This window comes from Candidatus Arsenophonus phytopathogenicus (assembly GCF_056113345.1).
The window spans coordinates 1,232,686-1,258,634 of record NZ_JBUIOB010000017.1; the positions used below are offsets into that span (position 1 = coordinate 1,232,686).

Annotated in this window: 16 protein-coding genes, 2 tRNA genes and 8 pseudogenes; 15 read left to right on the forward strand and 11 right to left on the reverse strand. The window is 36.6% G+C overall.

Annotated elements, in window-relative coordinates; all coding sequences use genetic code 11:
- Positions 1-88: 88 nt before the first annotated feature.
- Positions 89-514: a hypothetical protein gene (locus AC01GB_RS09900; protein ID WP_474451698.1), complete on the forward strand. Its 426-nt coding sequence runs from the start codon at positions 89-91 to the stop codon at positions 512-514.
- Between the two features lie 286 nt (positions 515-800).
- Here the strand turns inward: AC01GB_RS09900 and argA are convergent.
- Positions 801-2,116, reverse strand: a pseudogene (gene argA / locus AC01GB_RS09905) (amino-acid N-acetyltransferase).
- Between the two features lie 247 nt (positions 2,117-2,363).
- Here argA and amiC point away from each other — a divergent pair.
- Positions 2,364-3,614, forward strand: coding sequence for an N-acetylmuramoyl-L-alanine amidase AmiC (gene amiC, locus AC01GB_RS09910; protein WP_474451699.1), 1,251 nt, complete (start codon positions 2,364-2,366; stop codon positions 3,612-3,614).
- 60 nt (positions 3,615-3,674) lie between these two features.
- Here amiC and AC01GB_RS09915 read toward each other — a convergent pair.
- A tRNA-Met gene (locus AC01GB_RS09915) sits at positions 3,675-3,751 on the reverse strand.
- A 26-nt stretch (positions 3,752-3,777) separates the two neighbouring features.
- Positions 3,778-3,854: transfer RNA gene (locus AC01GB_RS09920), tRNA-Met, on the reverse strand.
- A 526-nt stretch (positions 3,855-4,380) separates the two neighbouring features.
- Here AC01GB_RS09920 and tcdA point away from each other — a divergent pair.
- Positions 4,381-5,193: a tRNA cyclic N6-threonylcarbamoyladenosine(37) synthase TcdA gene (tcdA, locus tag AC01GB_RS09925; protein ID WP_474451700.1), complete on the forward strand. Its 813-nt coding sequence runs from the start codon at positions 4,381-4,383 to the stop codon at positions 5,191-5,193.
- Between the two features lie 18 nt (positions 5,194-5,211).
- Here tcdA and AC01GB_RS09930 read toward each other — a convergent pair.
- Positions 5,212-6,086, reverse strand: a pseudogene (locus AC01GB_RS09930) (aminotransferase class V-fold PLP-dependent enzyme).
- A 505-nt stretch (positions 6,087-6,591) separates the two neighbouring features.
- Between AC01GB_RS09930 and AC01GB_RS09935 the strand changes: the two are divergent.
- The 3 pseudogenes from AC01GB_RS09935 to rlmM all read left to right on the forward strand — a co-directional run bounded on the left by AC01GB_RS09935 (position 6,592) and on the right by rlmM (position 9,042).
- Positions 6,592-7,506: pseudogene (locus AC01GB_RS09935) on the forward strand (transcriptional regulator GcvA).
- A 48-nt stretch (positions 7,507-7,554) separates the two neighbouring features.
- Positions 7,555-7,954, forward strand: a pseudogene (locus tag AC01GB_RS09940) (DUF423 domain-containing protein).
- Positions 7,947-9,042, forward strand: a pseudogene (gene rlmM, locus AC01GB_RS09945) (23S rRNA (cytidine(2498)-2'-O)-methyltransferase RlmM). Before AC01GB_RS09940 ends, rlmM begins: the two co-directional pseudogenes overlap by 8 nt.
- Before the next feature lie 40 nt (positions 9,043-9,082).
- Here rlmM and AC01GB_RS09950 read toward each other — a convergent pair.
- From AC01GB_RS09950 to queF, 3 genes and pseudogenes are all read right to left on the reverse strand, one after another.
- Positions 9,083-9,698, reverse strand: a pseudogene (locus tag AC01GB_RS09950) (5'-3' exonuclease H3TH domain-containing protein).
- A gap of 25 nt (positions 9,699-9,723) precedes the next feature.
- Positions 9,724-11,083 (reverse strand): annotated as a pseudogene (gene ppnN, locus AC01GB_RS09955) (nucleotide 5'-monophosphate nucleosidase PpnN).
- A 10-nt stretch (positions 11,084-11,093) separates the two neighbouring features.
- A complete protein-coding gene (gene queF / locus AC01GB_RS09960) occupies positions 11,094-11,939 on the reverse strand; it encodes an NADPH-dependent 7-cyano-7-deazaguanine reductase QueF (protein ID WP_474451701.1) in 846 nt (281 codons plus the stop codon).
- Between the two features lie 186 nt (positions 11,940-12,125).
- Between queF and syd the strand changes: the two genes are divergently transcribed.
- The 3 genes from syd (at position 12,126) to truC (ending at position 14,571) form a co-directional block, all read left to right on the forward strand.
- Positions 12,126-12,680 (forward strand): SecY-interacting protein, encoded by a 555-nt coding sequence (gene syd, locus AC01GB_RS09965; RefSeq protein WP_474451702.1) that lies wholly within the window; start codon positions 12,126-12,128, stop codon positions 12,678-12,680.
- An 801-nt stretch (positions 12,681-13,481) separates the two neighbouring features.
- Positions 13,482-13,823, forward strand: a complete 342-nt coding sequence (locus tag AC01GB_RS09970) for a YqcC family protein (protein ID WP_474451703.1) — start codon at positions 13,482-13,484, stop codon at positions 13,821-13,823.
- A complete protein-coding gene (gene truC / locus AC01GB_RS09975) occupies positions 13,816-14,571 on the forward strand; it encodes a tRNA pseudouridine(65) synthase TruC (protein WP_474452378.1) in 756 nt (251 codons plus the stop codon). The genes AC01GB_RS09970 and truC overlap by 8 nt, the downstream gene beginning before the upstream one ends.
- Positions 14,572-14,669: 98 nt before the next feature.
- On the opposite strand, the gene AC01GB_RS09980 is transcribed toward truC, so the two are convergent.
- The 4 genes from AC01GB_RS09980 to map form a co-directional block, all read right to left on the reverse strand.
- Positions 14,670-15,041, reverse strand: coding sequence for a DUF3461 family protein (locus tag AC01GB_RS09980; protein ID WP_474451704.1), 372 nt, complete (start codon positions 15,039-15,041; stop codon positions 14,670-14,672).
- Between the two features lie 99 nt (positions 15,042-15,140).
- A complete protein-coding gene (gene dapD, locus AC01GB_RS09985) occupies positions 15,141-15,965 on the reverse strand; it encodes a 2,3,4,5-tetrahydropyridine-2,6-dicarboxylate N-succinyltransferase (protein ID WP_474451705.1) in 825 nt (274 codons plus the stop codon).
- A 26-nt stretch (positions 15,966-15,991) separates the two neighbouring features.
- Entirely contained in the window at positions 15,992-18,652 is a 2,661-nt protein-coding gene (gene glnD / locus AC01GB_RS09990) for a bifunctional uridylyltransferase/uridylyl-removing protein GlnD (protein WP_474452379.1), read from the reverse strand.
- Between the two features lie 139 nt (positions 18,653-18,791).
- Positions 18,792-19,589 carry a type I methionyl aminopeptidase gene (gene map / locus AC01GB_RS09995; protein ID WP_474451706.1) on the reverse strand — a complete coding sequence of 266 codons (798 nt, stop codon included), beginning with the start codon at positions 19,587-19,589 and terminating at the stop codon, positions 18,792-18,794.
- Positions 19,590-20,195: 606 nt separating this feature from the next.
- Here map and rpsB point away from each other — a divergent pair.
- The 6 genes and pseudogenes from rpsB to uppS all read left to right on the forward strand — a co-directional run bounded on the left by rpsB (position 20,196) and on the right by uppS (position 25,948).
- The gene (gene rpsB / locus AC01GB_RS10000; protein ID WP_474451707.1) at positions 20,196-20,921 is read left to right on the forward strand and encodes a 30S ribosomal protein S2; all 726 of its coding nucleotides are present in this window, start codon (positions 20,196-20,198) and stop codon (positions 20,919-20,921) included.
- A 154-nt stretch (positions 20,922-21,075) separates the two neighbouring features.
- Entirely contained in the window at positions 21,076-21,927 is an 852-nt protein-coding gene (tsf, locus tag AC01GB_RS10005; RefSeq protein WP_474451708.1) for a translation elongation factor Ts, read from the forward strand.
- A gap of 290 nt (positions 21,928-22,217) precedes the next feature.
- Positions 22,218-22,946 carry a UMP kinase gene (pyrH, locus tag AC01GB_RS10010; RefSeq protein ID WP_474451709.1) on the forward strand — a complete coding sequence of 243 codons (729 nt, stop codon included), beginning with the start codon at positions 22,218-22,220 and terminating at the stop codon, positions 22,944-22,946.
- A 118-nt stretch (positions 22,947-23,064) separates the two neighbouring features.
- Complete coding sequence (gene frr / locus AC01GB_RS10015; RefSeq protein WP_474451710.1) at positions 23,065-23,622, forward strand: ribosome recycling factor; 558 nt, start codon at positions 23,065-23,067, stop codon at positions 23,620-23,622.
- Positions 23,623-23,768: 146 nt separating this feature from the next.
- A pseudogene (gene ispC / locus AC01GB_RS10020) lies at positions 23,769-24,972 on the forward strand (1-deoxy-D-xylulose-5-phosphate reductoisomerase).
- Positions 24,973-25,192: 220 nt separating this feature from the next.
- The gene (gene uppS, locus AC01GB_RS10025) at positions 25,193-25,948 is read left to right on the forward strand and encodes a polyprenyl diphosphate synthase (RefSeq protein WP_474451711.1); all 756 of its coding nucleotides are present in this window, start codon (positions 25,193-25,195) and stop codon (positions 25,946-25,948) included.
- Position 25,949 lies beyond the last annotated feature (1 nt).

A 25,949-nucleotide genomic window follows, 5' to 3' on the forward strand; every position in this document is an offset into this window, starting at 1 on the left:
GGAGGATACAAATAAAATGTTAAATTCAGCATCTCAGATTGGGAATTATTCATCTCAAATAGTTAATTAACAGGTTGCTTCTGCGCAAATGGATACGACTACGAATACAGAGAATAAACTTAGCTCTCAATTAAAAACAGTAGGAAATTCTAGTATCGATCTACTTGAGGTAAAAGAAAAGGAAAATGATTTATTTGAGGTAATTAAAAGTAATGAATATCTTCTAACTATTGCCAATACATCTCAATCTACTGAGCAAGCTGACAGGTTTTATCGAGCTGGATTAGCTGTCGGGATTGTTGATGATTTTTCAACCACTGATAAAGAGGTACAAATAGACCACGCAAAAATTAAGACTAATAACATTTGTGGAGTTTTTCCTGTAGAAAATTTTTCTATAGAAAATCAAAGTGATGACCAAAAAACGGCAATTAAATATAGAGGGATAGGTTTTGTAAAGAGTCTTCTATCAGTTGCTTCTAGTACTCCTTTGGACTCGACCGTCTATGCTTAGGCATTAAATATTGGTAGTGTGGCTAAAAATGGGGGATCGACCGACAGTACAATGGTTAAGCATTTTTCAACTATGTGGAATATGCATGATGGTTTACATCAAAAGCAGCCGCACCACTTGCAGCAGCAATAAAAAATAATTAATTAACTGTTATTTTATTTTCGGCTCTTCTCTTCGTTAAATAGAGAGGAGCCGATATTTTTTGTTTTTTGCTTAAGAGTAATAGAAAACGTTATTTATTTAAATAGTGCATTTTTTATTGTAATTGGGTTTATTAATTAAATTTTTAATTAATATTAAGTATTAAAATTTTTGAGCATCGTTGATAATTATAAAGCGTTTGTTTTTTTATTGGCAACATATCAACTTTTGCTGGAAAAAATCCTCTTTCTAGAAACCAGTGAGTACTTCGGTTTGTTAATACAAAAAGTTTTTCTAAATTTAAATTTTTGGCTTGTAGAGTAATGTGTTTAAGCAGTGTTTCACCCCTTGATAAATTACGATAATCAGGATGTACAGCCAGGCAAGCCATTTCTCCAGACTTTTCTTCTAAGTAGTCATAAAGTGCTACGCAAGCGATGATCATATTTTCTCGCTCGATGATAGTAAATTTGTCAATTTCTATATCTAATTGTTCACGTGAACGGCAAATTAATATTCCTTGCTGTTCCAACGGTTGAATTAATTCTAATATTCCTGCTATATCATTGATATTAGCTCGACGAATTTGTTCACAATTTTCCATGATAATTTGGCTACCGATACCCTCATGAGAGAAAAGTTCTTGTAATAAAGCACCATTCTCTTGATAACTTATCAAATGGCTACGACGAACACCTTGTCGGCATGCTTTGATTGCGCTATATAAAAAATGCAGTATGTCAGAATGATTATTTGGCTGTTTTTCTACTTTTCAGCTTCATTCGGCGAGAGTTCCGATAATATATTGCCATTTTTATCACTAATTCCTTGTGAAGAGCAAAATCCAATTAATTTTTCTGCTTTTAATTTTATTGCCAATTGTGTTGCGATAGTTTCTGTCGACAAATTAAAACTTTCTCCGGTGACCGAAACAGCAATTGGCTAATTAATACAATGGAGCCGTTTTTTAAATGATGGTTGATGGATACTTCATCGACTCTTCGTATACCTCCGCTATGACAGTAATCAACACCATCGCCAATCCCTAAAGGTTGAGCAATAATAAAATTACCACTGATGACATTTATATGGGCACTTTGCAATGGGGTATTGTTGAGACTCATTGATAACAGAGCAGTAATATCTAATTGTAATGTCCCCGATATTTGTTTAGCTAACTCTAGGTTATTTGCATCAGTGACGCGAATATTTTTATGGTAGATTATCGGATACTGTTGGTTTATGAGTTTTTTATCTATCTGTGGACGTATGCCATAAACAATAGCTAGCCGAATACCCAGACTGTGTAATAAACCGATATCGCTAATTGATATGAGCAAAATTTTTATCTGCGATAGTGTTACCGTTTAATGTAATAACAAAGGTTTTATCGCGATGTATATTAATATAGGGAACAGAGTGGCGAAATCCATTAACTAAATCAGTACGACGTGCTTTCATATGTTCCTCATATAAATGACTGTTCTTAATGAAAGTATTTTTATGATTTTTGACACAAAATAGCAAGAAGAAATGCATGAAAAATCATCATTATTGCTTCAGAATATATTAGTAGCTAATTATTTATAAAGAACAATTTATTAATGACAGTTGATTAATGATTGGTTAAAGTTTTCTATAGTTATTTTTTTGTTGTTGATAATATTGAGCGGTTTATAATTATTTGATGCTTTAAGTGGATTTTTCGATGGATCATTCAAATCACGGTTTTTCAAGACGACGTCTTCTGCAAGGTGCAGTGGCTACTATGCTGTTAAGTATTAGTCCATTCGGGCTAGCTTTATCTTCAAGTATAGTTGCTATTCGTATCTGGCCTGCCTCTAGTTATACCCGAGTAACGTTAGAATCGAGTATTGCTTTAAAATATCGTCAATTTGCTTTATCTGGGCCTGATCGTATTGTTGTCGATTTAGAAAATATGCAGTTAAATAGTGTGTTGCAGGGCATTAGCCAGCAAATCAGTTCACGTGATCCTTATTTAAAATTAGTCAGAGTAGGCCAATTTGATCAAAAAACGGTTCGCTTAGTTTTTGAAGTAAAAACTCATGTTGAACCACAAATGTTTACTATTGCGCCGGTTGCTGGTTTTAAACATCGTTTAGTGGTTGATTTTTATCCTGCTTCAGGTGTTTACACTGATGATGATCCGTTGTTAGCGCTATTAGAAGATTATAACAAAGGTAAATTGGATAATACGTTGACGGTTAAAGCGAAAAAGCCAGCGGGTAAAGCCGGGAGAGATAGGCCAATTATCATCATGATTGATCCTGGTCATGGTGGAGAAGATCCTGGTGCTATAGGAAAATATAAAACGCGGGAAAAAGATATCGTATTGCAAATTGCACGTAGATTAAAAATATTAATTAATCGTGAACCTAAGATGAAAGTTTATATGACTCGTAATGAAGATGTTTTTATTCCTTTAAAAGTGCGAGTTGCAAAAGCGCGGAAAATGCAAGCTGATTTATTTGTTTCTATTCACGCTGATGCCTTTACTAATCGTAAGGCGAGAGGTTCCTCAGTATTTGCATTATCGACCAAAGGAGCAACCAGTAATACCGCCCGTTATTTAGCTCAAACACAGAATGAGGCCGATCAGATTGGTGGTGTCAGTAAAAGTGGTGATAAATATCTTGATCACACCATGTTTGATTTAGTTCAGACGGCGACTATTAATGATAGTTTGAAATTTGGTACAGAAGTGCTTAAACGGATGGGTAACGTTAACAAATTGCATAAGAACATTGTTGATCAAGCGGGTTTTGCGGTATTAAAGGCACCAGACATCCCGTCCATTCTAGTTGAAACTGCTTTTATTAGTAATATTGCAGAAGAACGAAAACTAAAGACAGCAAAATTCCAACAGCAGATGGCAGAATCTATTTTTCGGGGTATTAAAGCTTATTTCGACAACGGCGGAAAACTGGCTTTGCGTTAAGAGATTTAATTAGATAGATAATAGTCTTGTTGGGAAACTATTTTGATATTGAATGAAAGGTGGTTGCGGGGGCCGGATTTGAACCGACGACCTTCGGGTTATGAGCCCGACGAGCTACCAAGCTGCTCCACCCCGCGTCTGAAATGATTAAGGTTTTTAATATTGGTTGCGGGAGCCGGATTTGAACCGACGACCTTCGGGTTATGAGCCCGACGAGCTACCAAGCTGCTCCATCCCGCGTCCGATAGCGGCTCACTATACTCAGGATCAGATCCGATGCAAGTTTTTTTCTTAAATATTGCGATATTTTTTTATATTTTGTACATAAAAGAGACTTGATGATTGTTTTTTGTTCTTTTATGCAAATTAGCCATCATGCTTATTGATATACTTTGTCAGCAAAAAATCGATAGTGAAATATGTAATCAACAAACATAAATTCATAACTTTTTTAATGGTCATATAAAAATAGTTATTTAATGATTAGCTTAAATCAGTAAAATATTTTATCGGAAATTATCTTATCAAATGCGGTAGGGTATAATTTATTGCTAATTTAAAAATACAGAATAAGATGCAATTCAGTTGATAAGTATGATACAGATAATATGCTCTAGTCGTTATCACATGATTGACTATGCCATGCAGATGAATAGATAACGAATTAGTTTTTGTTATTATAATAGATTAATCAGGATTTGAATTAATAAATTAGTTTTGTTTTTATTATTGGTGAACACGCTATTTTTGTTAGCTAAGGTTAGACATGCAATTACTTCTTTCAGATGCTTGGTTGCGGCGCTTCGCAGGTATTGGCCGCCTCTATGGTCAAAAAGCATTAATGCTTTTTGCTCGTTCTCACATTTGTGTTGTTGGTATTGGCGGTGTAGGCTCAGGGGCAGCGGAAGCATTAGCAAGAACCGGGATCGGCACTATTACTCTGATTGATCTGGATGATGTGTGCGTGACAAATATTAATCGACAATTGCATGCATTAAGCGACACTATTGGTCAATCAAAAGTTGAAGTGATGAAATCACGTATTTTGCAAATTAACCCTGAGTGTCAAGTTAATATTATTGATGATTTTGTCTCGGCCAGCAATCTAGCTGAGTTGATATCTATTCAATTTGATTATGTGATTGATGCTATTGATAGCATGCGGCCTAAAGCTGCTTTATTAGCTTATTGTCGCCGTCATAAAATACCTGTCGTCACAACGGGAGGGGCTGGTGGGCAAATTGATCCGACACAGATCCAAGTCAAAGATTTAGCAAAAACGATCCATGATCCCTTAGCAGCAAAATTACGTGAAAGATTAAAAAGTGATTTTAAAATAGTTAAAAATAGTAAAGGTAAATTGGGTATTGACTGTGTTTTCTCAACCGAACAGCTAGTTTACCCACAAAGTGATGGAACCGTTTGTAAGGCTAAAAGTAATGCCGGAGGAACAATGCGTATGGATTGCGCCGCTGGTTTTGGTGCGGCAACAATGGTAACTGCTAGTTTTGGTTTTATTGCTGTTTCTCATGTATTAAAAAAATTGCAGCGTAAAATGATAGCTAGCGAAAAAGTATGAAAGAATTTTTTTTAATTATTAGCGATCAAAGCTCGTTTTGGGCAATTTAGAGAGTTGATTTTCAGTATAATCTGTTAAGGCAATAGCGTAATTTTCAGCTTGTTGCCAATTAATGGCTTTCATCCAGTCTATAACAGTGTTGAACGCCAACACTCCGGCAATATTTGGCGTACCTGCTTCAAATCGATACAGATACTTAATCCTGTTGGGTCATACAGTTTATGGGCTGAGAAGACATAAAAATCAATGTCTAAAGATTGTACATCAATACCACGATGCACAATACCTTGTGCACCATCAACCATGACTAAAATATTATGTTGATAAGCTAGCCGAGTGATAGCCTGAATATCGGGTTATTCACCGGTAACATTCGACATTTAGCTAATGGCAATGATCCGAGTTTTTGTGTTAATAAGTGTTGTTAGGTGTTTAATTTACAGTTGTTTAAGTTCTTATAAGGGCCATTTAACGACTTTAGCACCAGTCTGTTCAGCCATTCTCAACCATGGGATCAAATTGGCATGATGTTCAATTTCGCTAACAATTATTTCGTCATTAGGTTGCAGGCGAGCGCGAAAATAGCCTTGTGTAATAAAATTAATCGATTCAGTGCTACTTTTTGTCCAAATAATTTCCTCGGCTTGATTGGCATTGACAAGTTCCGCAACATTCTTGCGAGTTTGTTCATAAATATGCGTTGTTGTTTGCGCTGTAGGATGTTGGCCTCGATCAACGGAGGAATTAATATGTTGATAGTAATCAACCGTTGCTGCGCTCATACTCTTGGGCTTAAGGGCTGTTGCTGCGCTGTTTAGAAAAATAGTTTTGTCTTGTTCTTGAATAGCGGGAAAATATTGGCGAAATTGTGTTATATAAAATGTTGTTGTCATGAAAACCGCAGATATCAGAATATTTAGGATCTATATTGTGTAATTATTACAATTTTATCTTGTCATAAATGATCTTTTTCATAAGGTTTGTTATATTTATTTAAATTAGAAAAGTAGTATTAGTTTTGATTAATAATATCTATTCTATCAGTATCATATGTGTATCATCCGATTATATTCGGCGATGAGAAAGATATTTATTTAGCGAATATAAAAAACGCCGCAATAAATGCGGCGCGTTAAAATAACTATGGACAGACAAGGTAAATGTATAGGAGTGAAAATAGTAGTATTAACTACTCAACCTGGAAAAACCAGATAATTTGTAAACACAACATCACAACCATAAAGCCAATAACTTTAAATAAATTAACTGCTTAGCGATTCATTCAGGCCTAGGAAGCAGCCTTACTATAGACATATACTGGTTTCTCTACAATGGACAATTTATAATGCTTCAGATTATAAAAACTAATGGATATATAAGGATGAGTAAGACGCGATCATGTCAAAATGTATGCCTCCTCTTAATGCATTAAGGGTATTTGATGCGGCAGCACGCCATTTAAGTTTTACTAAAGCAGCAGAAGAGCTTTTTGTTACTCAGGCTGCAATAAGTTATCAAATAAAAGGTTTGGAAAATTTCTTGGGTTTGAAATTATTTCGTCGGCGTAATCGTTCATTATTATTGACTGAAGAAGGGAAAAGTTATTATTTAGATATTAAAGAAATTTTTTCTTCGTTACGTGAAGCTACTCGGAAACTATAGGCTCTCAGTGCAAAGGGAGCATTAACTGTCAGTTTATTACCAAGTTTTGCTATTCAATGGTTAGTGCCGCGCCTATCGAGTTTTAATCGTGCTTATCCTGATATCGATGTGCGTATTCAGGCTGTTGATCACGAGGGAGCTAAAATGGCTGATGATGTTGATGTGGCAATCTTTTATGGTAATTGGCCAGGCTTCAGAACAGATCGTTTGTATGCGGAATACTTAATACCAGTCTGTGTGCCAGCCTTATTAGCGGGGCGTTACCCATTAAACCGCAAGATTTGATTCATCATACATTGCTACATGATTCTTCTCGACGTGATTGGCAAGCTTATGCACGTCAATTATCATTACAAGACATTATTAACGTAGAACAAGGACCCATTTTCAGTCATAGTGCTATGGTTATTCAAGCCGCAATTCATGGTCAAGGAATAGCCTCGATTAATAACGTTATGACAAAAAATGAACTTGATACCGGTCGTTTGGTATGTCCGTTTAATGATGTTTTAGTCAGTAAAAAAAGCTTTCTATTTAGTTTGTCATGATAATCAAGCGGAGTTAGGTAAGATTGCTGTATTTCGTCAATGGATCCTTGCAAAAGCAGCTAGCGAGCAACAAAAATGGGGATTTGTTACCGGTGAGTTGTAAACTATATGGTAAGTAAAATAATTAATTTAAAAAGAAAAGGATATTAACGTGAATGCTCGTTTAATGTTGATATTTTCAGGAATTAGTGGATTTTTTTGTGTTGCATTTGGCGCAATAGGTTCACATTTATTATCATCTCTACTAAACCGTGATCAAATAGAATGGATTCGTATTGGTTTACGTTATCAGTCAATGCATACTTTAGTTCTTATGATATTAGGCGCTATCTTATTACGTAAAGTTATTTTATGGTTTTATTGGGGAGGGGGGAATTTTCTTCAGTATAGGCATTTTATTGTTCAGTGGCAGTTTTTATTGTATGGCACTTTTACAAGCAAAATATTTTGCCCATTTGGCACCAGTAGGCGGTTTTTGCTTTTTAATTGGTTGGATATTAATTGTTATTGGTGCAACTCGGCTTAGAAATCCAACAATACGTCATGAATAATAATATTATTTTATATTGTCGTTCAGGATTTGAAAAAGAGTGTGCGGCAGAAATTACTGATAAGGCTACCCAGATCGGCGTTTATGGCTATGCCAAAGTAAAAGATAATAGCGGTTATGTTTTATTTGAATGCTATCAGCCTGCTGATGCAGATTGTCTAGCTAAAGATACCCTTTGGTACATTAATATTTGCTCGTCAACTAGTGGTTGTTAGCCAGTTATTGAAAGATTTGCCATCGAACGATTGCGTATCGCCGATTGTTGCGTTATTGCAAGGTGTGGTTGAACGAGCTGGTGAGTTACGAGTTGAAGTGCCGGATACCAATGAGAGTAAAGAGCTACTAAAATTTTGCCGTAAATTTACTGTACCTTTAGGCCATGGGCTTCGTCAACAAAAAATATTGTTGCTGAAAGAAAACCATCAACGTCCGGTTATACATGTATTTTTTATTGCTGCCGGCTGTTGCTATGTTGGCTATTCTTATGCAAATAACAATTCACCTTTTTTTATGGGGATCCCGCGGTTAAAACGGCGAGCGGATGCGCCAAGTCGTTCAACATTAAAACTGGAAGAAGCATTTCATCTATTTATTCCTTATGATGAGTGGGAAGAGCGTTTATCATCGGGCATGAAGGCTGTTGATCTGGGCGCTTGTCCAGGTGGATCGACCTATCAATTAGTGAAGCGCAGTATGATGGTCGATGCGGTTGATAATGGGTCAATGGCCGAGAGTTTAATGCAAACAGGTCAGGTACGGCATTATCGAACTGATGGTTTTAAATTTACTCGACACACTAAGAATATTAGTTGGTTGGTGTGTGATATGGTTGAAAAACCGGAAAAAGTTGCTGCTTTGATAACAGATTGGTTCTTAAAAGGCTGGTGCAGGGAAGCGATATTTAATTTAAAGCTACCGATGAAAAAACGTTATCAAGAAGTTTCATCAATTTTGAACAAAATATCACAGACACTAAACGAAAATGGTATTAATACTCAAATCCAAGCGAAGCAACTCTACCATGATCGCGAAGAGATCACGGTACATATAAGACGAGTTTGGTCAGCCTTTATACCAGAGCGGGATTAGAAGAGCAGTGATTAACAATAAAGTTTTTATTTTTATTGTGTTATGGCGTAAATCTGAGTTGTTGTAAACTTCCATTTAACTGTAGATCGGTTTTGAGAGAGGCAACCTGTCGGCTAATAAAGGCTATTTTTGCGCCGGTTCAATCCGTTGACGCCATTTTCGGGTAAGGAATGGATATTAGCAAAAATGGCCTCTAATGTAGGATATTGCTGAAGTAAAGTTGCTGCGGTTTTAGGGCCAATGCCGGTTATGCCAGGTATTTTACTACTATTTATGCCAGTTAGTCCCCAATAATCCTGTAGCTGTTCAGGTTTGACCCCAAACTCTTTATTAACAAAGGATAAATCAAGCCAACGTTTTTGAAAATAATCACGAATATAGATCGATGATGAAAGTAGCTGACAATAGCCTTTATCTGTTGAAATGATGGTAACCCGATAGCCAGCGGTGGCCACTTTAATTGCTAACGTTGCCGCCAGTTATTTGTCTGATACTCTTTGTTATCGAATATTGCCACAGCGTGGGTAGGCGAAGTATGGTTAATTAGCTGGCGAAGAGTTGAAACGCAAGCTTGTTCGCAAGGGCTTCGGGCTTCCTTGAACAGCATGAATTCGTCTGATTAGATTTAAAGCATCAACGATAAGTAAGTGGATCATAATTTTTTGTGCATAGTCTTGTCAATTATTTAATAATTTCATAGCATGGTATATAGGCTGCCTTACTAGGTAGTTTCATTCTATGTTGACTAACAAACCCTCGTAATAATGTATTCATATGAGCCATAATTTTGGCATCACCATCAAGTTTATAGGGGCCATGCTTTTCAATTTCTTTCATACCTACTTCTTTCACATTACCGGCAACAATACCCGAAAAGGCTCGTCGTAAGTTAGCGGCCAATTTTTCCGGCTGTTTTGGATCACAAAATAGGTTAAGTTTTGCCATATTATCATGGGTTGGTATAAAGGGTTTTTGTAATTCTGAATTAACTTTTATTGACCAATTAAAGCTATAGGCATCACCAGTATTGAGACGATTTTCTTTTACTTGTAGCACCTGTTTTTTCATTTCACGTGCTACAGTTGCTGGATCATCAATAATAATTGCATGCCTGTTCACCGAGGGTATGCTTAATGAAATCATCGAGGGTGTCAAAATAGGCTTGGCTCTCTTTTGGGCCAGTTAAAATTAATGGTAATGCCTGATTATTATTGACAGGATCCATTAAAATTCCCAATAAATAAAGTAGTTCCTCTGTAGTACCAGTACCGCCAGGAAAGATAATGATACCATGAGCAACCCGAACAAATGCTTCAAGGCGTTTTTCAATATCTGGCATGATAACAAGCTCATTAACTAGAGGGTTAGGTGGTTCAGCAGCGATAATGGAAGGTTCAGTAAACCAAGAAAGCGGCCATTTTTATAACGCTGTTGTGCATGGCCTACTGCGGCACTTTTCATCGGCGCTTCCATTTGCGCCAGGGCCACAGCCAGTGCAAATATTTAATTCACGTAATCCTAATTCATTTCCAACCTGGCGGGCATAAAGATATTCAATTTCATTTATTGAATCCCCTCCCCAGCAAACAATAGTATTCGGATTTTCATCGAGATGTAGTGCTCGGGCATTACGCAGAATGGTAAAAATAATATTAGTGATACTGATGCTATCATGCAGACTTAATGCCAGCAGTTTTTCTGCTGAAATAATCTGGGTATGAACAAAAAGAATATCTCTTAACAAAGAAAATAAGTTTGCTTGTAGTGAACGGATAATTCTGCCATCGACAAAAGCTTTTTCAGGAGGGTTAATTAATTCCAGTTTGACACCGCGTTCACGTTGTAGAACATTGATATCAAAATTGGGATATTTAGCGATTAATTCTTTACTATTATCTGTCTTGCTACTTGAGTTAAGTACAGCTAAGGAGCAGTTTCTAAATAGCTGATAAAGATCGCTACTGGCAGTAGGTTTAAGGATACTAACTTCAATTTGAGATAATAGATCCATTGAGCCTAACGGGCTGACATGTGTTATCAATTTAAACTCCTCACTGCCGTGCTAATCGCATCATTGTTGGCTGAAAATTCTCATTACTACGCCAAGGATTGATGTCCAAGCCGCCCCGACGTGTATAACGGGCATAAACGCTTAACTTATCGGGTCGACATAGCTGAAAAATATCATTGAAAATTCGCTCGACACATTGTTCATGAAATTCGTTATGGTGTCTGAAAGAGACTAAATAACGGAGTAGTTTTTCTCTATCAATTTTAGCGCCACAATAATGAATTTGTATTGAACCCCAGTCAGGTTGATTAGTAATTAAGCAATTAGATTTTAGCAGATGGCTAACTAATGTTTCCTCTGCCTTTATATTCGCGGTTGCGTTGTTAAGATAATCACGATTAAATTCATAATCAGTAATTTCTATCTCTTGCTCATCAATACATTCACCAGACAGATTATGAATAGTTTGATTAGCGAACATGGTGAGTGGCTGTAATTTTACTGTCACTTCTCCTGCAGCGCATGCAGTCAAATCTTGGGTTAGTTGTTTTTCAACTTCTTGCCAGCTAATAAATTGGGTTTGATTGAAACTATTTAGATAGAGTTTAAAACTTTTAGATTCAATCAGATTTATGCTATTAGCATTAATGGTAACATGGCCGATAGCCACTTGAGGAACTCCTCGACTGTTTAGCCACGAAAGCTCATAGAGTGTCCAAATATCTGCGCCATGGAAAGACAATCGGTCTGATGATAACCCTAAAGGTTGTCGATTTAGGCGACGAGGAACCGCTTGTAGTAGATGAGGTGCATAGTTATCTTGATATTCGGTTTTTTTTCCGAGCGTTAGGTGTTGTAGCTCACCATTATCTTGATCAAGTGGCATGTAGTTCCTTCCTAAAATAGAAAATCAGTAAGATAGTTGCTAGTATAATCAATATATTAGAGTAAGTTTGTTGTTTAATGTATAGCTTAACAACAAATTGAACAGATAGATAATAATACCTAATGATACTTTTATATATTAGAATGATTTATTTCTATAATTAGTCACCAATAAGAATAATTTACCATGGAAGTAACGATTTCTCAGATATTAACGGAACTCACACAGCGTTATATTGCTTATTGGCAACAGCAGACGGGTGATTTACCGGCGAGTGATGCTTTTTACAGTATTCCTTCACCTTGCATTGAATATAGCAAAGATGATGTCGTTTATTGGTTACCTAAACCGTTTCCGATGCCAAATGAAAAGTTAGAATCTGTTGAAAAAGCGTTAGACATCCATTTTTATCCTAATATTCACCAATTTTATACAACACAATTAGCTGCTGATATGCGAGTAAAATTTCAAGATCAACAACTTGATTTAATTCAGGTATGGAATATGACCGATTTTACTCGTTTACAAGAAAACTTAATTGGGCATTTAATTACGCAAAAAAGACGTAGACTGACCCCAACTCTCTTTATTGCAAGTTTAGATTCTGAATTTGAAATTATTTCCGTAGATAATATTAATGGCCAAGTTATATTAGAAACATTAGGTCAAACAACACGTAACGTCTTAGCTGGTAGTCTGATTGAATTTTTACAACAACTTATTCCTGTAATTAAAAAGTAATGTGATTAAGATATTTACTTATTTTTTGTGAGATATAACTTACAAATTATGTAAGTTATATCTACGTTTATTGCTTTTTAAACCATGAAGTGAGATGAAATATTTTTTATTTCAGTAGGATAAAAAAATATTCTGTTATTATCGGAAAAAATGGTTAAAAACTATTTTTTCTATTCTTGTATTCCTCAGATAAATCCGACATTCTTATGCCCGCCGATAAGTTAGCATTTATCAAATGAGCCATAAATCGAAATAAGAAGTGGAAATGATTTAACGGGCGTTTATTGCACGGAATAAATTTAGTCATTGTTACTAATAATAAATGGTGAATGTTAGTTTATTTTTTAACTTTGAAATTATTAAATGTTTAATAATATAGAGGAATAAGAAAGGTAGTGTTAGGGATAACGAATGATAAGTATTAGTGCTTACAAATTACTACCTCGTAAATAGTAGGAAGATACATTCAGCAGGAAGCTGATAATGCAGGATGCATAAATATTCTATTTAATAGCGTTACATATTATATAACCAGTCGATTTTATGGACTGGTTTTTTTATGGTTACATGGCTATGCCAAAAATTATTTTTTCTGCAGTCGCGGATAGTAATATAACCCTATAAGTCATTGATGTTGTGCATAATTAGTAAGTCTATTTAAATGATTATAATTTAGATAGATTGGATATTTTATATAGATTTACTAATGAGTAATAAAATTAATATCACGCGATGCTTTTTTGTTTGATAACTAATAATGTTATGATTCATTTGTTTTTACTTATGATACTAGTGTAGGAAATGAATATTAATCTTATCGTTGCTGAAAAACTTCGTCTCATTGAAGTTGAAATGAAAAACCTTAATCTTTGGAGTAATACCCCACCGCCAGAGGAAGCTTTTGCTAGTGATTTGCCTTTTGCTGTAGACACCATGGCGGCACATGAATGGTTGCAATGGGTACTATTGCCAAAACTATATAAGCTTATTGAACAACATATTGATTTGCCAAAGGCATTCGCTATTACTCCCCATTTTGAAGAAATCTATCAAGAAGAACGAGAAAGTCGCTATTGCCAATTATTGGAATATTTAGGTGCGTTAGATGAAATTTTTTCACAAGGTAACTCAACAAATGCTTGAAGTGCTTTATCAGGATCAACATTTGATTGCAATAAATAAGCCTGCTGGATGGCTTGTACATCGTAGTTGGCTTGATCGTCATGAAACTCGTTTTGTTATGCAAACAGTGCGTGACCAAATTGGTCAGCATGTATTTCCTGTTCATCGTTTAGATAAACCGACTTCAGGGGCATTATTGATGGCGCTTTCGAGTGAAGTTGCTTGTCTTTTAGCGCAGCAATTTGAACACCATACAATCGAAAAAAAGTATCATGCGATTGTGAGAGGTTATGTTAATCAAGCTGATATTATTAATTATGCACTGACGGAGGAAAAAGATAAGATTGCTGATAAATACGCCAGCAAAATAAGTCAACCTCAACCGAGCATTACTCATTATTCACCGTTGGCTAAGGTTGAATGTCCGATCGAGATAGGTCGTTATCCTACTTCACGTTTCTCTCTGCTAGCTCTAAGACCAATAACCGGCCGCAAGCATCAATTAAGACGTCATATGGCACATATCCGTCACCCCATAATTGGTGATACTACCCATGGTGATCTGCGCCAGAATCGCGGTGTTTCACACCATTTTGCCAGCAGCCGGTTGATGTTACATGCGAGTTATTTATCTTTTAAACACCCAATGACAGGCGATAAATTGCAGCTGATTGCAAAATGGGATGATGCTTGGATGCATTTGCTATCACAGTTTGGTTGGTTAGGTATTGTGCTTGAACTCGAGCGTCAACATTTATCGATGGTATGAATTATAATGTTAAACGGTTATGCGAGTTTATCTGCTTAAAATACAAATTTGGCCTATCGGCCAGTTAGTATTAGTATAAATACGCAGCAGTGAGTTATTCAGGAGAGTTTTTTTAAATCTGATTTAATTTCCGCAATTTTGCTTATTACGACAGATTCTAAATGGCACAAATCATTTAATATTTTACTTTTTAAATCATGGTTGGTTTGGTCATGTTGACAAATTTGATTTAATTCTTCGATCACATCCCGTAGGTGGAGATTAATTTCATTGATCTCTTTGAGATTGTTATCTAGGTTAACCAGCTTTCGTTGCAGCGGATATTTGAATTTTACACTTTTAGCATAGTGTTCATCTTTATCTTTGCGAAAATAAATCTTTATAATGTCATGATTTGCTTCTTGGCGAAGGGTGTAGTGATCGATATCTTCAGGTTGACTGATCCCTAAGCTTTTTAAGTTATCATACATATTAATACCTAACGGAATAAGGTTATCTAACAATTGTTACAGATTAGCATAATAATAAGACTAAGCGGATATTCAATTGATAATCCGCTATGATAAATTTTAGTCTATTGTTCTTAGTAACTCATTAATGCCAACTTTCTTTCTAGTCTTGTCATCGACTTTTTTGACAATAACCGCGCAATACAGGCTGTAGTTGCCATTTTTGGCCGGTAAATTACCTGCGACGACGACCGAGCCGGCTGGAATTCGGGCATAGAGAATTTCACCGCTTTCCCTATCATAAATTTTGGTGCTCTGGCCAATATAGACGCCCATTGAGATAACCGAGCCTTCTTCAACAATGACCCCTTCAACAATTTCAGAGCGAGCACCAATAAAACAGTTATCTTCGATAATAGTTGGATTAGCTTGCAAGGGTTCTAGCACACCGCCAATGCCAACACCACCGGATAAGTGAACATTTTTACCAATTTGCGCACAAGAGCCAACTGTTGCCCAGGTATCTATCATCGATCCTTCGTCAATATAGGCACCAATATTAACATAAGATGGCATTAAAACGGTATTTCGGGCGATAAACGCACCTTTTCGAGCCGTTGCTGGTGGAACAACTCTAAATCCTTCTTGTTGAAAACGAGCATAATCATACTCAGCAAATTTCATGGCTACTTTGTCAAAATAGCTGCTTTCTGCACCTTCGATTAATCGATTATCATTGATACTAAAAGAGAGTAGCACGGCTTTTTTAAGCCATTGATGTGTTGTCCATTGTCCATCTATCTTTTCAGCGACTCTTAACTGGCCTTTGTCAAGTTGAGTGATCACCTGATTGATTGCATCACTTAGTTGAACATTGGTCGTCGCGGGTGTGATTTCTGCGCGATGTTCAAAAGCATTTTCAATAATGGTTTTAAGTTGCTCCATAAAATTACTCATCCTCTGGGTTGTAATTATTTAATATGTTTACTATTTTCTTTACCTATTGCAGTCAGGGCTTGGGTCAATTGTTCTGCCAGTTTATGTTGTCTATTTTGATCGAGTGCCTGGTTGTTTTGATCAGCAAGTACAAACAAATCCTCAACTCTTTCTCCAATCGTTGTGATCCTAGCTCCGTGTAAGAGCACGGCCATTTCAGTAAATATATTACCGATCTGTGCCAATAATCCGGGTTGATCGAGGGCGACAAGCTCCATATAAGTCCGCCTGCCATTAAAATTGGGCAAAAAATGTACTTTAGTTGATACATTAAAATGGCGAAATCTATGATGGGCGTTACGTGTTTTCAAGGTTTTGCTATTTGGGGTCTTAATAAATTTTAATAAGGCTTGGTGAATATTTTCATAGCGATCATGAGCCAACGGTTGCCCTTTAGGATCTAATACCACAAAAGTATCCATCGTCATATTATCTTTGTTAGTAAAGATTTGGGCGCTATGGATATTAAGATTTCGTCTATCAAGTTCTCCAGCAACCGCGGCAAATAGAGATGGTCGATCTGGACACCAGATAAAAATTTCAGTACCACCATGCACAGATACGGTACTGATCAGTATTAATGGTTCATTTAAATTATGTTTTAATAAAGCGCTAGCGTGCCAGGAAAGTTGCTGGGGAGTATGGCGTAAAAAATAATCAGCATGGCAGCGTGACCATAATTTTTTCAGATCACCTTGATCAATATTTTTTTCGCCTAGCTGGGTTAACGCTTGCAAGCGATTGGATTGGATCCGTTGACGTAAAGTGGGTATTGCTTGCGTATCTTGATTTAATTGATTTTTAGTTAATAGATACAGCTCTTTTAATAGATTCTGTTTCCTGCTATTCCATAAGTTATTATTGGTTGCACATATATCGGCAACAGTCAGACACAAAAGATAATCTAGCCGGTTTATTGATTCCACTTCACTGGCAAATTCTTTAATAACAATCGGATCTTGAATATCACGCCGTTGGGCGGTCACTGACATCAAAAGATGTTGACGTACAAGCCAGGCAATTAGGGATGAATCATGTTCAGATAGGCCGTGTGCTAGGGTAAATTGTTTTGCATCTTCCGCGCCCAGTTCAGAGTGATCACCTTTTCTGCCTTTAGCGATATCATGAAACATAGCCGCCAGACGTAAAATCTCAGGCTGAGCCAGCTTGGTATAAATGGCAAAACACAAAGGATGTTGGTGACTATTATTTTGATCAGCAAATTGATCAAGTTTTTGTAATACGCGAATAGTATGTTCATCGACGGTGTAAGTATGAAAAAGATCAAATTGCATTTGGCCAACAATATTTTGCCAAACTGGCGTATAAGCACTAAGTACATCGTGTAAGTGCATGGGCACAATGGCACCTTTTACCGCTTTGGGGTGGCGCAAAATAGTAATAAAAATTTCACGAGCAATTGGGATTTCACACAGAGGTTTAGTCAGTTTTTGACAAGCAAAACGCAATTGACGCAGTGTAGCTGAGTATATTCCTTGAATATTTTCCTGTTCGGCCATTTGATAAAATAGCTGCAATATGGCTGCGGGTTGACGATCGAAAAGTGTGCTATCAATCAGATCGATGAGATCTCCTCTAAGTTGAAATTGATTATCAAGTTTATGTGGCGCGGCTAGGTTTTTTTCGCTAAGGATGGCTTCATCAAACAGTTGTAGCAGCATGCTATTGAGTTCTCGGGCACGTCGTGTGACACGATAATAGTCTTTCATCATTTGCTCAACGGGCTGATTGTCTTTACCTTGATAACCAAGTAAGCTGGCAACATTTAATTGATGTTCAAATAGTAGGCGATTGTCATAACGTTTTATCATTAAATGCAGCGCAAATCGAATACGAAGCAAAAAATTTAAACATATTTTTAATTCTCGATATTCTGCTTGACTTAGAAAGTAGAAATGAACTGTCTGCTCAATGGTGGTTGCACCAAAATGTCGGCGTGCGACCCATAACAGTATGTGAATATCACGTAAACCGCCGGGACTATTTTTGATATCGGGCTCAAGGTTGTAACTAGTACTATGATAACGTTGGTGGCGCAACTGTTGTTCACTACGTTTGGCGGCAAAAAATTTATCAGACGGCCAAAAATTATCGCTATATATTGCTTGCTGTAATGATAGAAACAAAGCATGATCGCCACAAATTAACCTTGATTCAAATAGATTAGTTGCGATAGACAGATCTGTTTGTCCTGCCTGTAAACACTCTTCTAATGTGCGCACACTATGGCCAACTTGAAAACCTAAGTCCCATAATAGAGTAATAAATTGACCAATCTTAGTGGTGATAGCGGTAGCTAAAGGATGTTGACTTAAAATTAATAAATCTATATCTGAAAGTGGATGTAATTCTTGTCGGCCATAACCACCTACGGCAATTAATGATAATTGGGGAATTAGCTCGAAATGATTAATTTGCCAAAGACGCTGGAGCAACTTGTCAAGATAATTGCTACGGACAGCAATAAGTTCAGCGGCGGTAACTCCCTCCCTGAAAGATTGTTCTAACCATTTTTGCAAGCGCTCTACCTGTTGTTTTAGTAAAGGTAAAGTAAAATCCTCTTGAGATAATTTATCAAGCGCAAGGATGAGAGGGACAGGCTGATTACTTTTCATCATGGTATTATAACCGCGAAATTGCTGGAGGAGATCTGATTATGCGATCACTAGTAAATGGTATGAATAGACAATAAAAAGCAGTAAAACAATATCATTAAGGTAAAAGCCTCCAAAATTATGGAGGCCAATCTGAAAATTATCTATTCACTAATATAGCCGAAATAAATGGCTCTTCTTCTTTCCGTAAGGTAAAAATTTCACACCCATCGTCGGTGACAGCTAAAGTATGTTCATATTGTGCTGACCAACCTCGATCTTTTGTTTTTACTGTCCAGCCATCTTTCATTGTTCTAATACGATGATCGCCGGTATTTACCATTGGTTCGATAGTAAAAGTCATGCCTTTTTGCAGTATTACACCACCGTCATCAGCATCGTAATGTAATACTTGAGGTTCTTCATGAAAAACTCGACCAATACCATGGGCACAATATTCGCGCACGACAGAAAAATGATGCTGTTGAACAAATTGCTGAATTGCCTGACCTATCGTCCGTAAACGAATACCAGGTTTGACCATTTTTAAAGCAAGATAAAGGCTTTCCTGTGTTGCCTTACACAGCCGTTCGCCTTGAATGGTTGGTTTGCCCACAATAAACATTTTGGAGGTGTCGCCATGGAAGCCATTTTTAATAACGGTGACATCAATATTAATGATATCACCTTCTTTTAAGATTTTTTCATCACTCGGAATACCATGACAAATAACATCATTAACGGATGTACAGATAGATTTAGGAAAGCCATGATAATTTAAACAGGCTGGGATAGCTTGCTGTTTTTCGACGATATGTGAGTGACAGATGCGATCAAGTTCACCGGTGGAAATGCCCGGTTTTATGTAAGGTTCAATAATTTCTAACACTTCTGCCGCCAAATGTCCGGCGATACGCATTTTCTGAATATCTTCTTCCGTTTTAATTGAGATAGCCATGAATTCTGCCTATTTATGCTAATTTAAGTGAATAAAAATGCACTTATCAGCGAATTATGTTGATTAAATATAAATACTGTATGTTGACGGTTATGTTAGCAGCGAAGCGCAGTTATGCCAACTAACGACTTAACATATCAATTTTTTTTAAAATATAAAAATAGCCAAAAAGTAATGTTTGGTTATTTTAAATTGAATTATCACTAGTGAACTGTAAAAAAGTCATAAAAATTATGATATTAGCAATATCACACAATAAAATATTGTTAAAGTAAATTTTATTCAGAAATGAATATTATTTATTTCTGAATAAGCAATACTAATTGTCGGTGTTATTTTTTTAATTCAGCTAAATGACTTAAGCGTAGAAAAATATAACTATAGCTGGTGTTTTTGGTTATTTTATGATATAAAGCGTGCCGGCATTCTATGTATTTTATATAGAAAAACATAGACTAGCTTTAACATAAACTTAACTGTGTTATAACACACACAGATCGGCACATTTTCCGGGGTGCTCTTATGTAGGAAAATCTACAGCTAATGAGTCGGGGAAATGGGATCTGTGGAGGCATAACCCCAATTTACTAAATTATAGAGGTTTAAATGGCAACTGTTTCCATGCGCGATATGCTTCAGGCGGGCGTTCACTTTGGTCACCAAACTCGTTACTGGAATCCAAAGATGAAAACTTACATCTTTGGTGCGCGCAACAAAGTGCATATCATTAATTTGGAAAAAACTGTTCCAATATTCAATGAAGCATTAGCTGAATTGACTAAAATTGCTTCACGAAAAGGCAAAATTCTGTTTGTTGGCACTAAGCGCGCAGCAAGCGAATCGATAAAAGAAGCGGCTAATAGTTGTGATCAGTATTTTGTTAACCACCGCTGGTTAGGTGGTATGCTGACTAACTGGAAAACCGTTCGTCAGTCAATTAAGCGCCTGAAAGATCTAGAAGTACAATCTCAGGATGGTACTTTTGATAAGTTGACCAAAAAAGAAGCGTTGATGCGTACCCGTGAGCTTAGCAAGTTAGAAAATAGTTTGGGTGGTATTAAAGAGATGGGCGGTTTGCCTGACGCTTTATTTGTTGTTGATGCGGAACATGAGCATATTGCTATAAAAGAAGCAAACAACTTAGGTATCCCTGTATTTGCGGTTGTTGATACTAACTCTGATCCAGATGGTGTTGATTATATCATCCCTGGTAACGATGATGCGATCCGTGCAGTTAAACTGTATCTGGATGCTGTTGCGAAAGCTGTCCATGAAGGTCGTTCTAAAGATCAGGCGATTAAACCAGAAGAAAATTTGATAGAGACTGAATAATAAGGCCAGCTCTTCGTTAGTATAGAAGAGCCCTTATGGACCAGGTATTACAAGATATTGGTTATAGGGGCCTAATTGGCTCCTTTTTACTTATAAGAATGAGAATTGTCTGCATGGGATGATTTCCCATCAGATAGATTGAGGAATAAATCACATGTCTGGAATTACCGTTGCTTTGGTAAAAGAACTGCGCGAACGTACTGGTGCAGGTATGATGGAATGTAAAAAAGCATTGGTTGAAGCTGATGGAAATATTGAATTAGCTATCGATAATATGCGTAAATCAGGTCAAGCAAAAGCGGCTAAGAAAGCCGGTCGAGTGGCTGCCGAAGGTGTAGTAATGGCGGAAATTTCTGCCGATGGCAAATTTGGTGCATTGCTTGAGTTGAATTGTGAAACGGATTTTGTGGCTAAGGATGCGAGTTTTGTTGCATTTGGTAATGAAGTACTGAAATTCGTCGTGGCAAATAAATTGTCAAATATTGAAGAATTAAAGGCAGAATTTGAAGAACAACGTACAACAATCGTTGCCAAGATTGGTGAAAATATTAATATTCGCCGAGTCGAGATCCTAGAAGGTGAAAAAATCGGCTGTTATTTACATGGTGCTCGTATTGGCGTTCTTGTGTCTGCAAACGGTGCGGATGATGAGCTTATTAAACATATTGCTATGCATATTGCGGCGAGCAAACCCGAATATGTTACATCGGCAGATGTGCCAGCCGATGTTGTCGCTCATGAGCATCAAATTCAATTAGATATAGCAATGCAATCTGGTAAACCTCGTGAAATTGCGGAAAAAATGGTAACTGGCCGCATGAATAAATTTACTGGTGAGATCTCTTTAACAGGTCAACAATTTGTTATGGATCCAAGTAAAACAGTTGGTACGTTGCTAAAAGAGAAAAATGCAACAGTGACTAACTTTATCCGTTTTGAAGTTGGTGAAGGTATCGAAAAAGTAGAAACTGATTTTGCTGCTGAAGTCGCGGCAATGAGTAAATAATGATACCAATTGTTAAATAGAGCCGCCAGTAGGCGGTTCTGTTTTATCTAATATCGATAATTTATTTTTATCTGTCTGATAATACATTATCAATGATAATTTATGTGTAAATATGCAACTAAATTATTTAATTCAGCATATGCTTAATTCAACGGATTAGGGTTAGTTTTTAGACTAAATTATCTTTTTTTAAAGTAATGAAGAAAAGTAATTAATCAAGTATTTTACATTCAGACTTTGAACTAAGAATTTTAAACCTTCAATAATTTATCTGCTCAGGACGAAACACCATGGCAACTAATGCAAAACCAGTATATCAACGTATCTTGCTTAAGCTTAGTGGCGAAGCTCTACAAGGTTCAGAAGGTTTTGGTATTGATGCGAGCGTTTTAAATCGTATGGCACAAGAAATTAAGGAACTGGTAGAGTTAGCGATACAAGTTGGTGTCGTTATTGGTGGTGGCAACTTATTTCGTGGTGCAGGGCTAGCCGATGCTGGGATGAATCGTGTAGTTGGTGATCATATGGGAATGCTAGCGACAGTAATGAATGGATTAGCCATGCGTGATGCTTTACATCGTGCATATGTTAATGCCAGACTCATGTCTGCAATACCATTAAATGGTGTGTGTGACAACTATAGTTGGGCTGAGGCAATTAGTTTGCTTCGTAATGGCAAAGTTGTTATTTTCTCGGCCGGAACAGGCAACCCTTTCTTTACAACAGATTCAGCGGCTTGTTTACGAGGGATAGAAATTGAGGCGGATGTTGTTTTAAAAGCAACCAAAGTTGATGGCGTCTATTCTGCTGATCCATCGAAGAGTTCAGATGCGGTTTTTTATAATAAATTAACGTATCAGGACGTATTAGAACGCGAATTAAAAGTGATGGATTTGGCGGCATTTACGCTGGCTCGTGATCATAATTTACCTATTCGCGTTTTTAACATGAATAAACCCGGTGCGTTACGTCGAATTGTGATGGGTGAAAATGAAGGTACGTTAATCTCGTGTGATTAATCTCCTGAGAGACACGGATGATTTTTGGCGGTATGATATTATCAGCATCGTTAAAATAATTGAATTGGGTTATCGGTTATAGCCTAAATATTTATAACCAGCTGCTAAGGGTTTAAATGTGATTAATGAAATCAAAAAAGATGCTCAAGAGCGTATGGAAAAAAGCGTCGAAGCATTGAAAAGTCAAATTAATAAAGTTCGTGCCGGCCGTGCATCGCCAAGTTTATTAGATGGTATCATGGTTGAATATTATGGTACTGCAACGCCGTTACGTCAGTTAGCAAATATTACCGCTGAGGACTCACGTACACTCGCCATTACTGTGTTTGATCGTACGTTAGCACCAGCAGTGGAAAAGGCCATTATGGCATCAGATCTGGGTCTTAATCCTTCTTCAGCAGGAACCATAATACGTGTGCCTTTACCACCGTTGACGGAAGAACGACGTAAGGATTTGATTAAAGTTGTCCGTAATGATGCTGAGCAGGGACGTGTATCTGTTCGTAATGCACGACGTGATGCGAATGATAAAATCAAGGCATTACTAAAAGATAAAGAAATTAGTGAGGATGATGAACGTCGAGCACAAGATGAAATCCAGAAGTTGACCGATAATTTTATCAAAAAAGTTGATGAAGCTTTGGAACAAAAAGAAAAAGAATTGATGGAATTTTAAACATTTTTATAATAAAGACATAAGTTATATAAAAGTAAGTATGGCTTTATTATATCTTTAAATTTATTGCTCCATTTTATGTTATGCTATATGGCTGAGTTAAGAATAATTCTTTTTTAATTAAATAGTAGAGCATATATATCACAATGATACGTCTGACAATTTTAGGCTCGACGGGTTCAATTGGTAAAACGACACTATTAGTAGTCAAAAAAAATCCAGCGAAATTTGAAATTATCGCATTAGTTGCACATAAAAATGTGGCTACTATGGTTCAGCAATGCTTAGAATTCCAGCCACAATATGCTGCTATGTCAGACGAAAAATCAGCTAATAATCTAAGAAGCATACTAAATAAACACGGATGTAAAACTGAAAGTTTTAGCAGGCCAAAAGGGAGTTTGTGAACTAGCGGCGCTTGATAATGTTGATCAAGTGATGTCCGCAATTACCGGAATTGCTGGATTAATGCCAACATTAGCTGCGATTCGTCAATGTAAGCGTATTTTATTGGCCAATAAAGAGTCATTAATTACTAGTGGGCAACTGTTTTTCGACGCAATTAAAAAATATGGTGCTCAGGTCCTGCCTATTGATAGTGAACATAATGCGATATTTCAAAGTTTACCGACTAAAATTCAGCGTAATTTAGGTTTTGCTAATCTTGAACAACATGGAATAACGCGCATAGTATTAACTGGTTCGGGTGGCCCTTTTCGTGAAATTCCGCTCGCTTCTCTTAAGAACATGACGCCTAATGAGGCTTGCAATCACCCTAATTGGTCTATGGGGCGTAAGATCTCGGTTGATTCGGCAACGATGATGAATAAAGGGCTTGAGTATATTGAAGCGCGGTATTTTTTTAATGCTTCAGCCGAGCAAATTGAAGTTATCATTCATCCACAATCTGTTATTCATTCGATGGTACGCTATCAGGATGGAAGTGTGATCGCTCAATTAGGTACGCCTGATATGAGAACACCGATTTCTTATAGTATGGCTTATCCAGATCGTATCCCTTCAGGTGCAGCGGCACTTGATTTTAAACAATTATCTTCATTAACTTTTATTGCTCCAGATTATCAACGTTACCCCTGTTTGAAATTAGCGATTGATGCTTGTCATCATGGGCAAGCAGCAACCACAATTTTAAATGCTGCGAATGAAGTTTCTGTTGCTGCATTTTTGGCCGGAAAGCTTCGATTTACTGATATTGCGCAAGTTAATTTGGATACAGTAGAAAGGCTAAGTTTGGCCGAACCTGATAGCATTGATGCAGTGTTAGCGATTGATAGCGAAGCGCGTCAAATGGCAATTAATTATATTGAAACATTAGCAATATCCTATTAATAAAGAATTTTAGCTGCTCAAATGTTTCTATATTTATCTCAGATTAAACTTTTATAAAATTATAATGGGGTAAGGATATCAAAAATGAATAAAGAGCTAACTATTAATTTATTAGTAAATATGGAAATTTTTTGATTCATCTTAAGTAATTTTATTTTTATTATCCAAAATAATTAAGCGCAATAGTTATGTTAGCTTATAGTAAAGGAACCTTTTTGGTATGAAACTTATGTATGATAATGATAGCTCACAGCAACGAATTCCGCGGCATGTTGCTATTATTATGGATGGTAATGGACGCTGGGCGAAGCAACATGGAAAGTTAAGAATTAAAGGGCATCGAGCAGGAACAGAAGCGGTACAAAAAGCGGTAAAATTTGCTGTTGAAAATGAGATTCAGTCTTTAACACTCTATGTATTTAGTAGTGAAAATTGGAATCGACCAGAAACTGAGGTTAGTGCTCTGATGGAACTTTTTACTTGGTTTCTGGATGATGAAGTTATAAATTTAAATATTCATAATGTTAAATTAACGATTATTGGCGATATCAGCCGATTTAAAACTAAATTACAAAATCGTATCAAACACGCGGTTGACTTAACCGCAAATAATACCGGATTACATCTCAATATTGCCGCTAATTATGGTGGTCGTTGGGATATTACCCATGCAATGGGACTTATTGCAGAGAAAATTAAAGCGGGTTCATTATTACCAGAAAATATTAACGAAGATACGGTAAATGAATTTATTAGTCTACATGATCAACCAACCGTTGATTTAGTTATTAGAACTGGGAGAGAATATCGCATCAGTAATTTTCTTTTATGGCAGATTGCTTATGCTGAATTTTATTTTACCGATGTGCTCTGGCCGGATTTTGATGAGGAAGCTTTCAAAAGTGCAATTGTGGCTTTTAATCAGCGTGAACGACGTTTTGGTAACACTGAGCCTGATGATATCAATGAAGAATAGG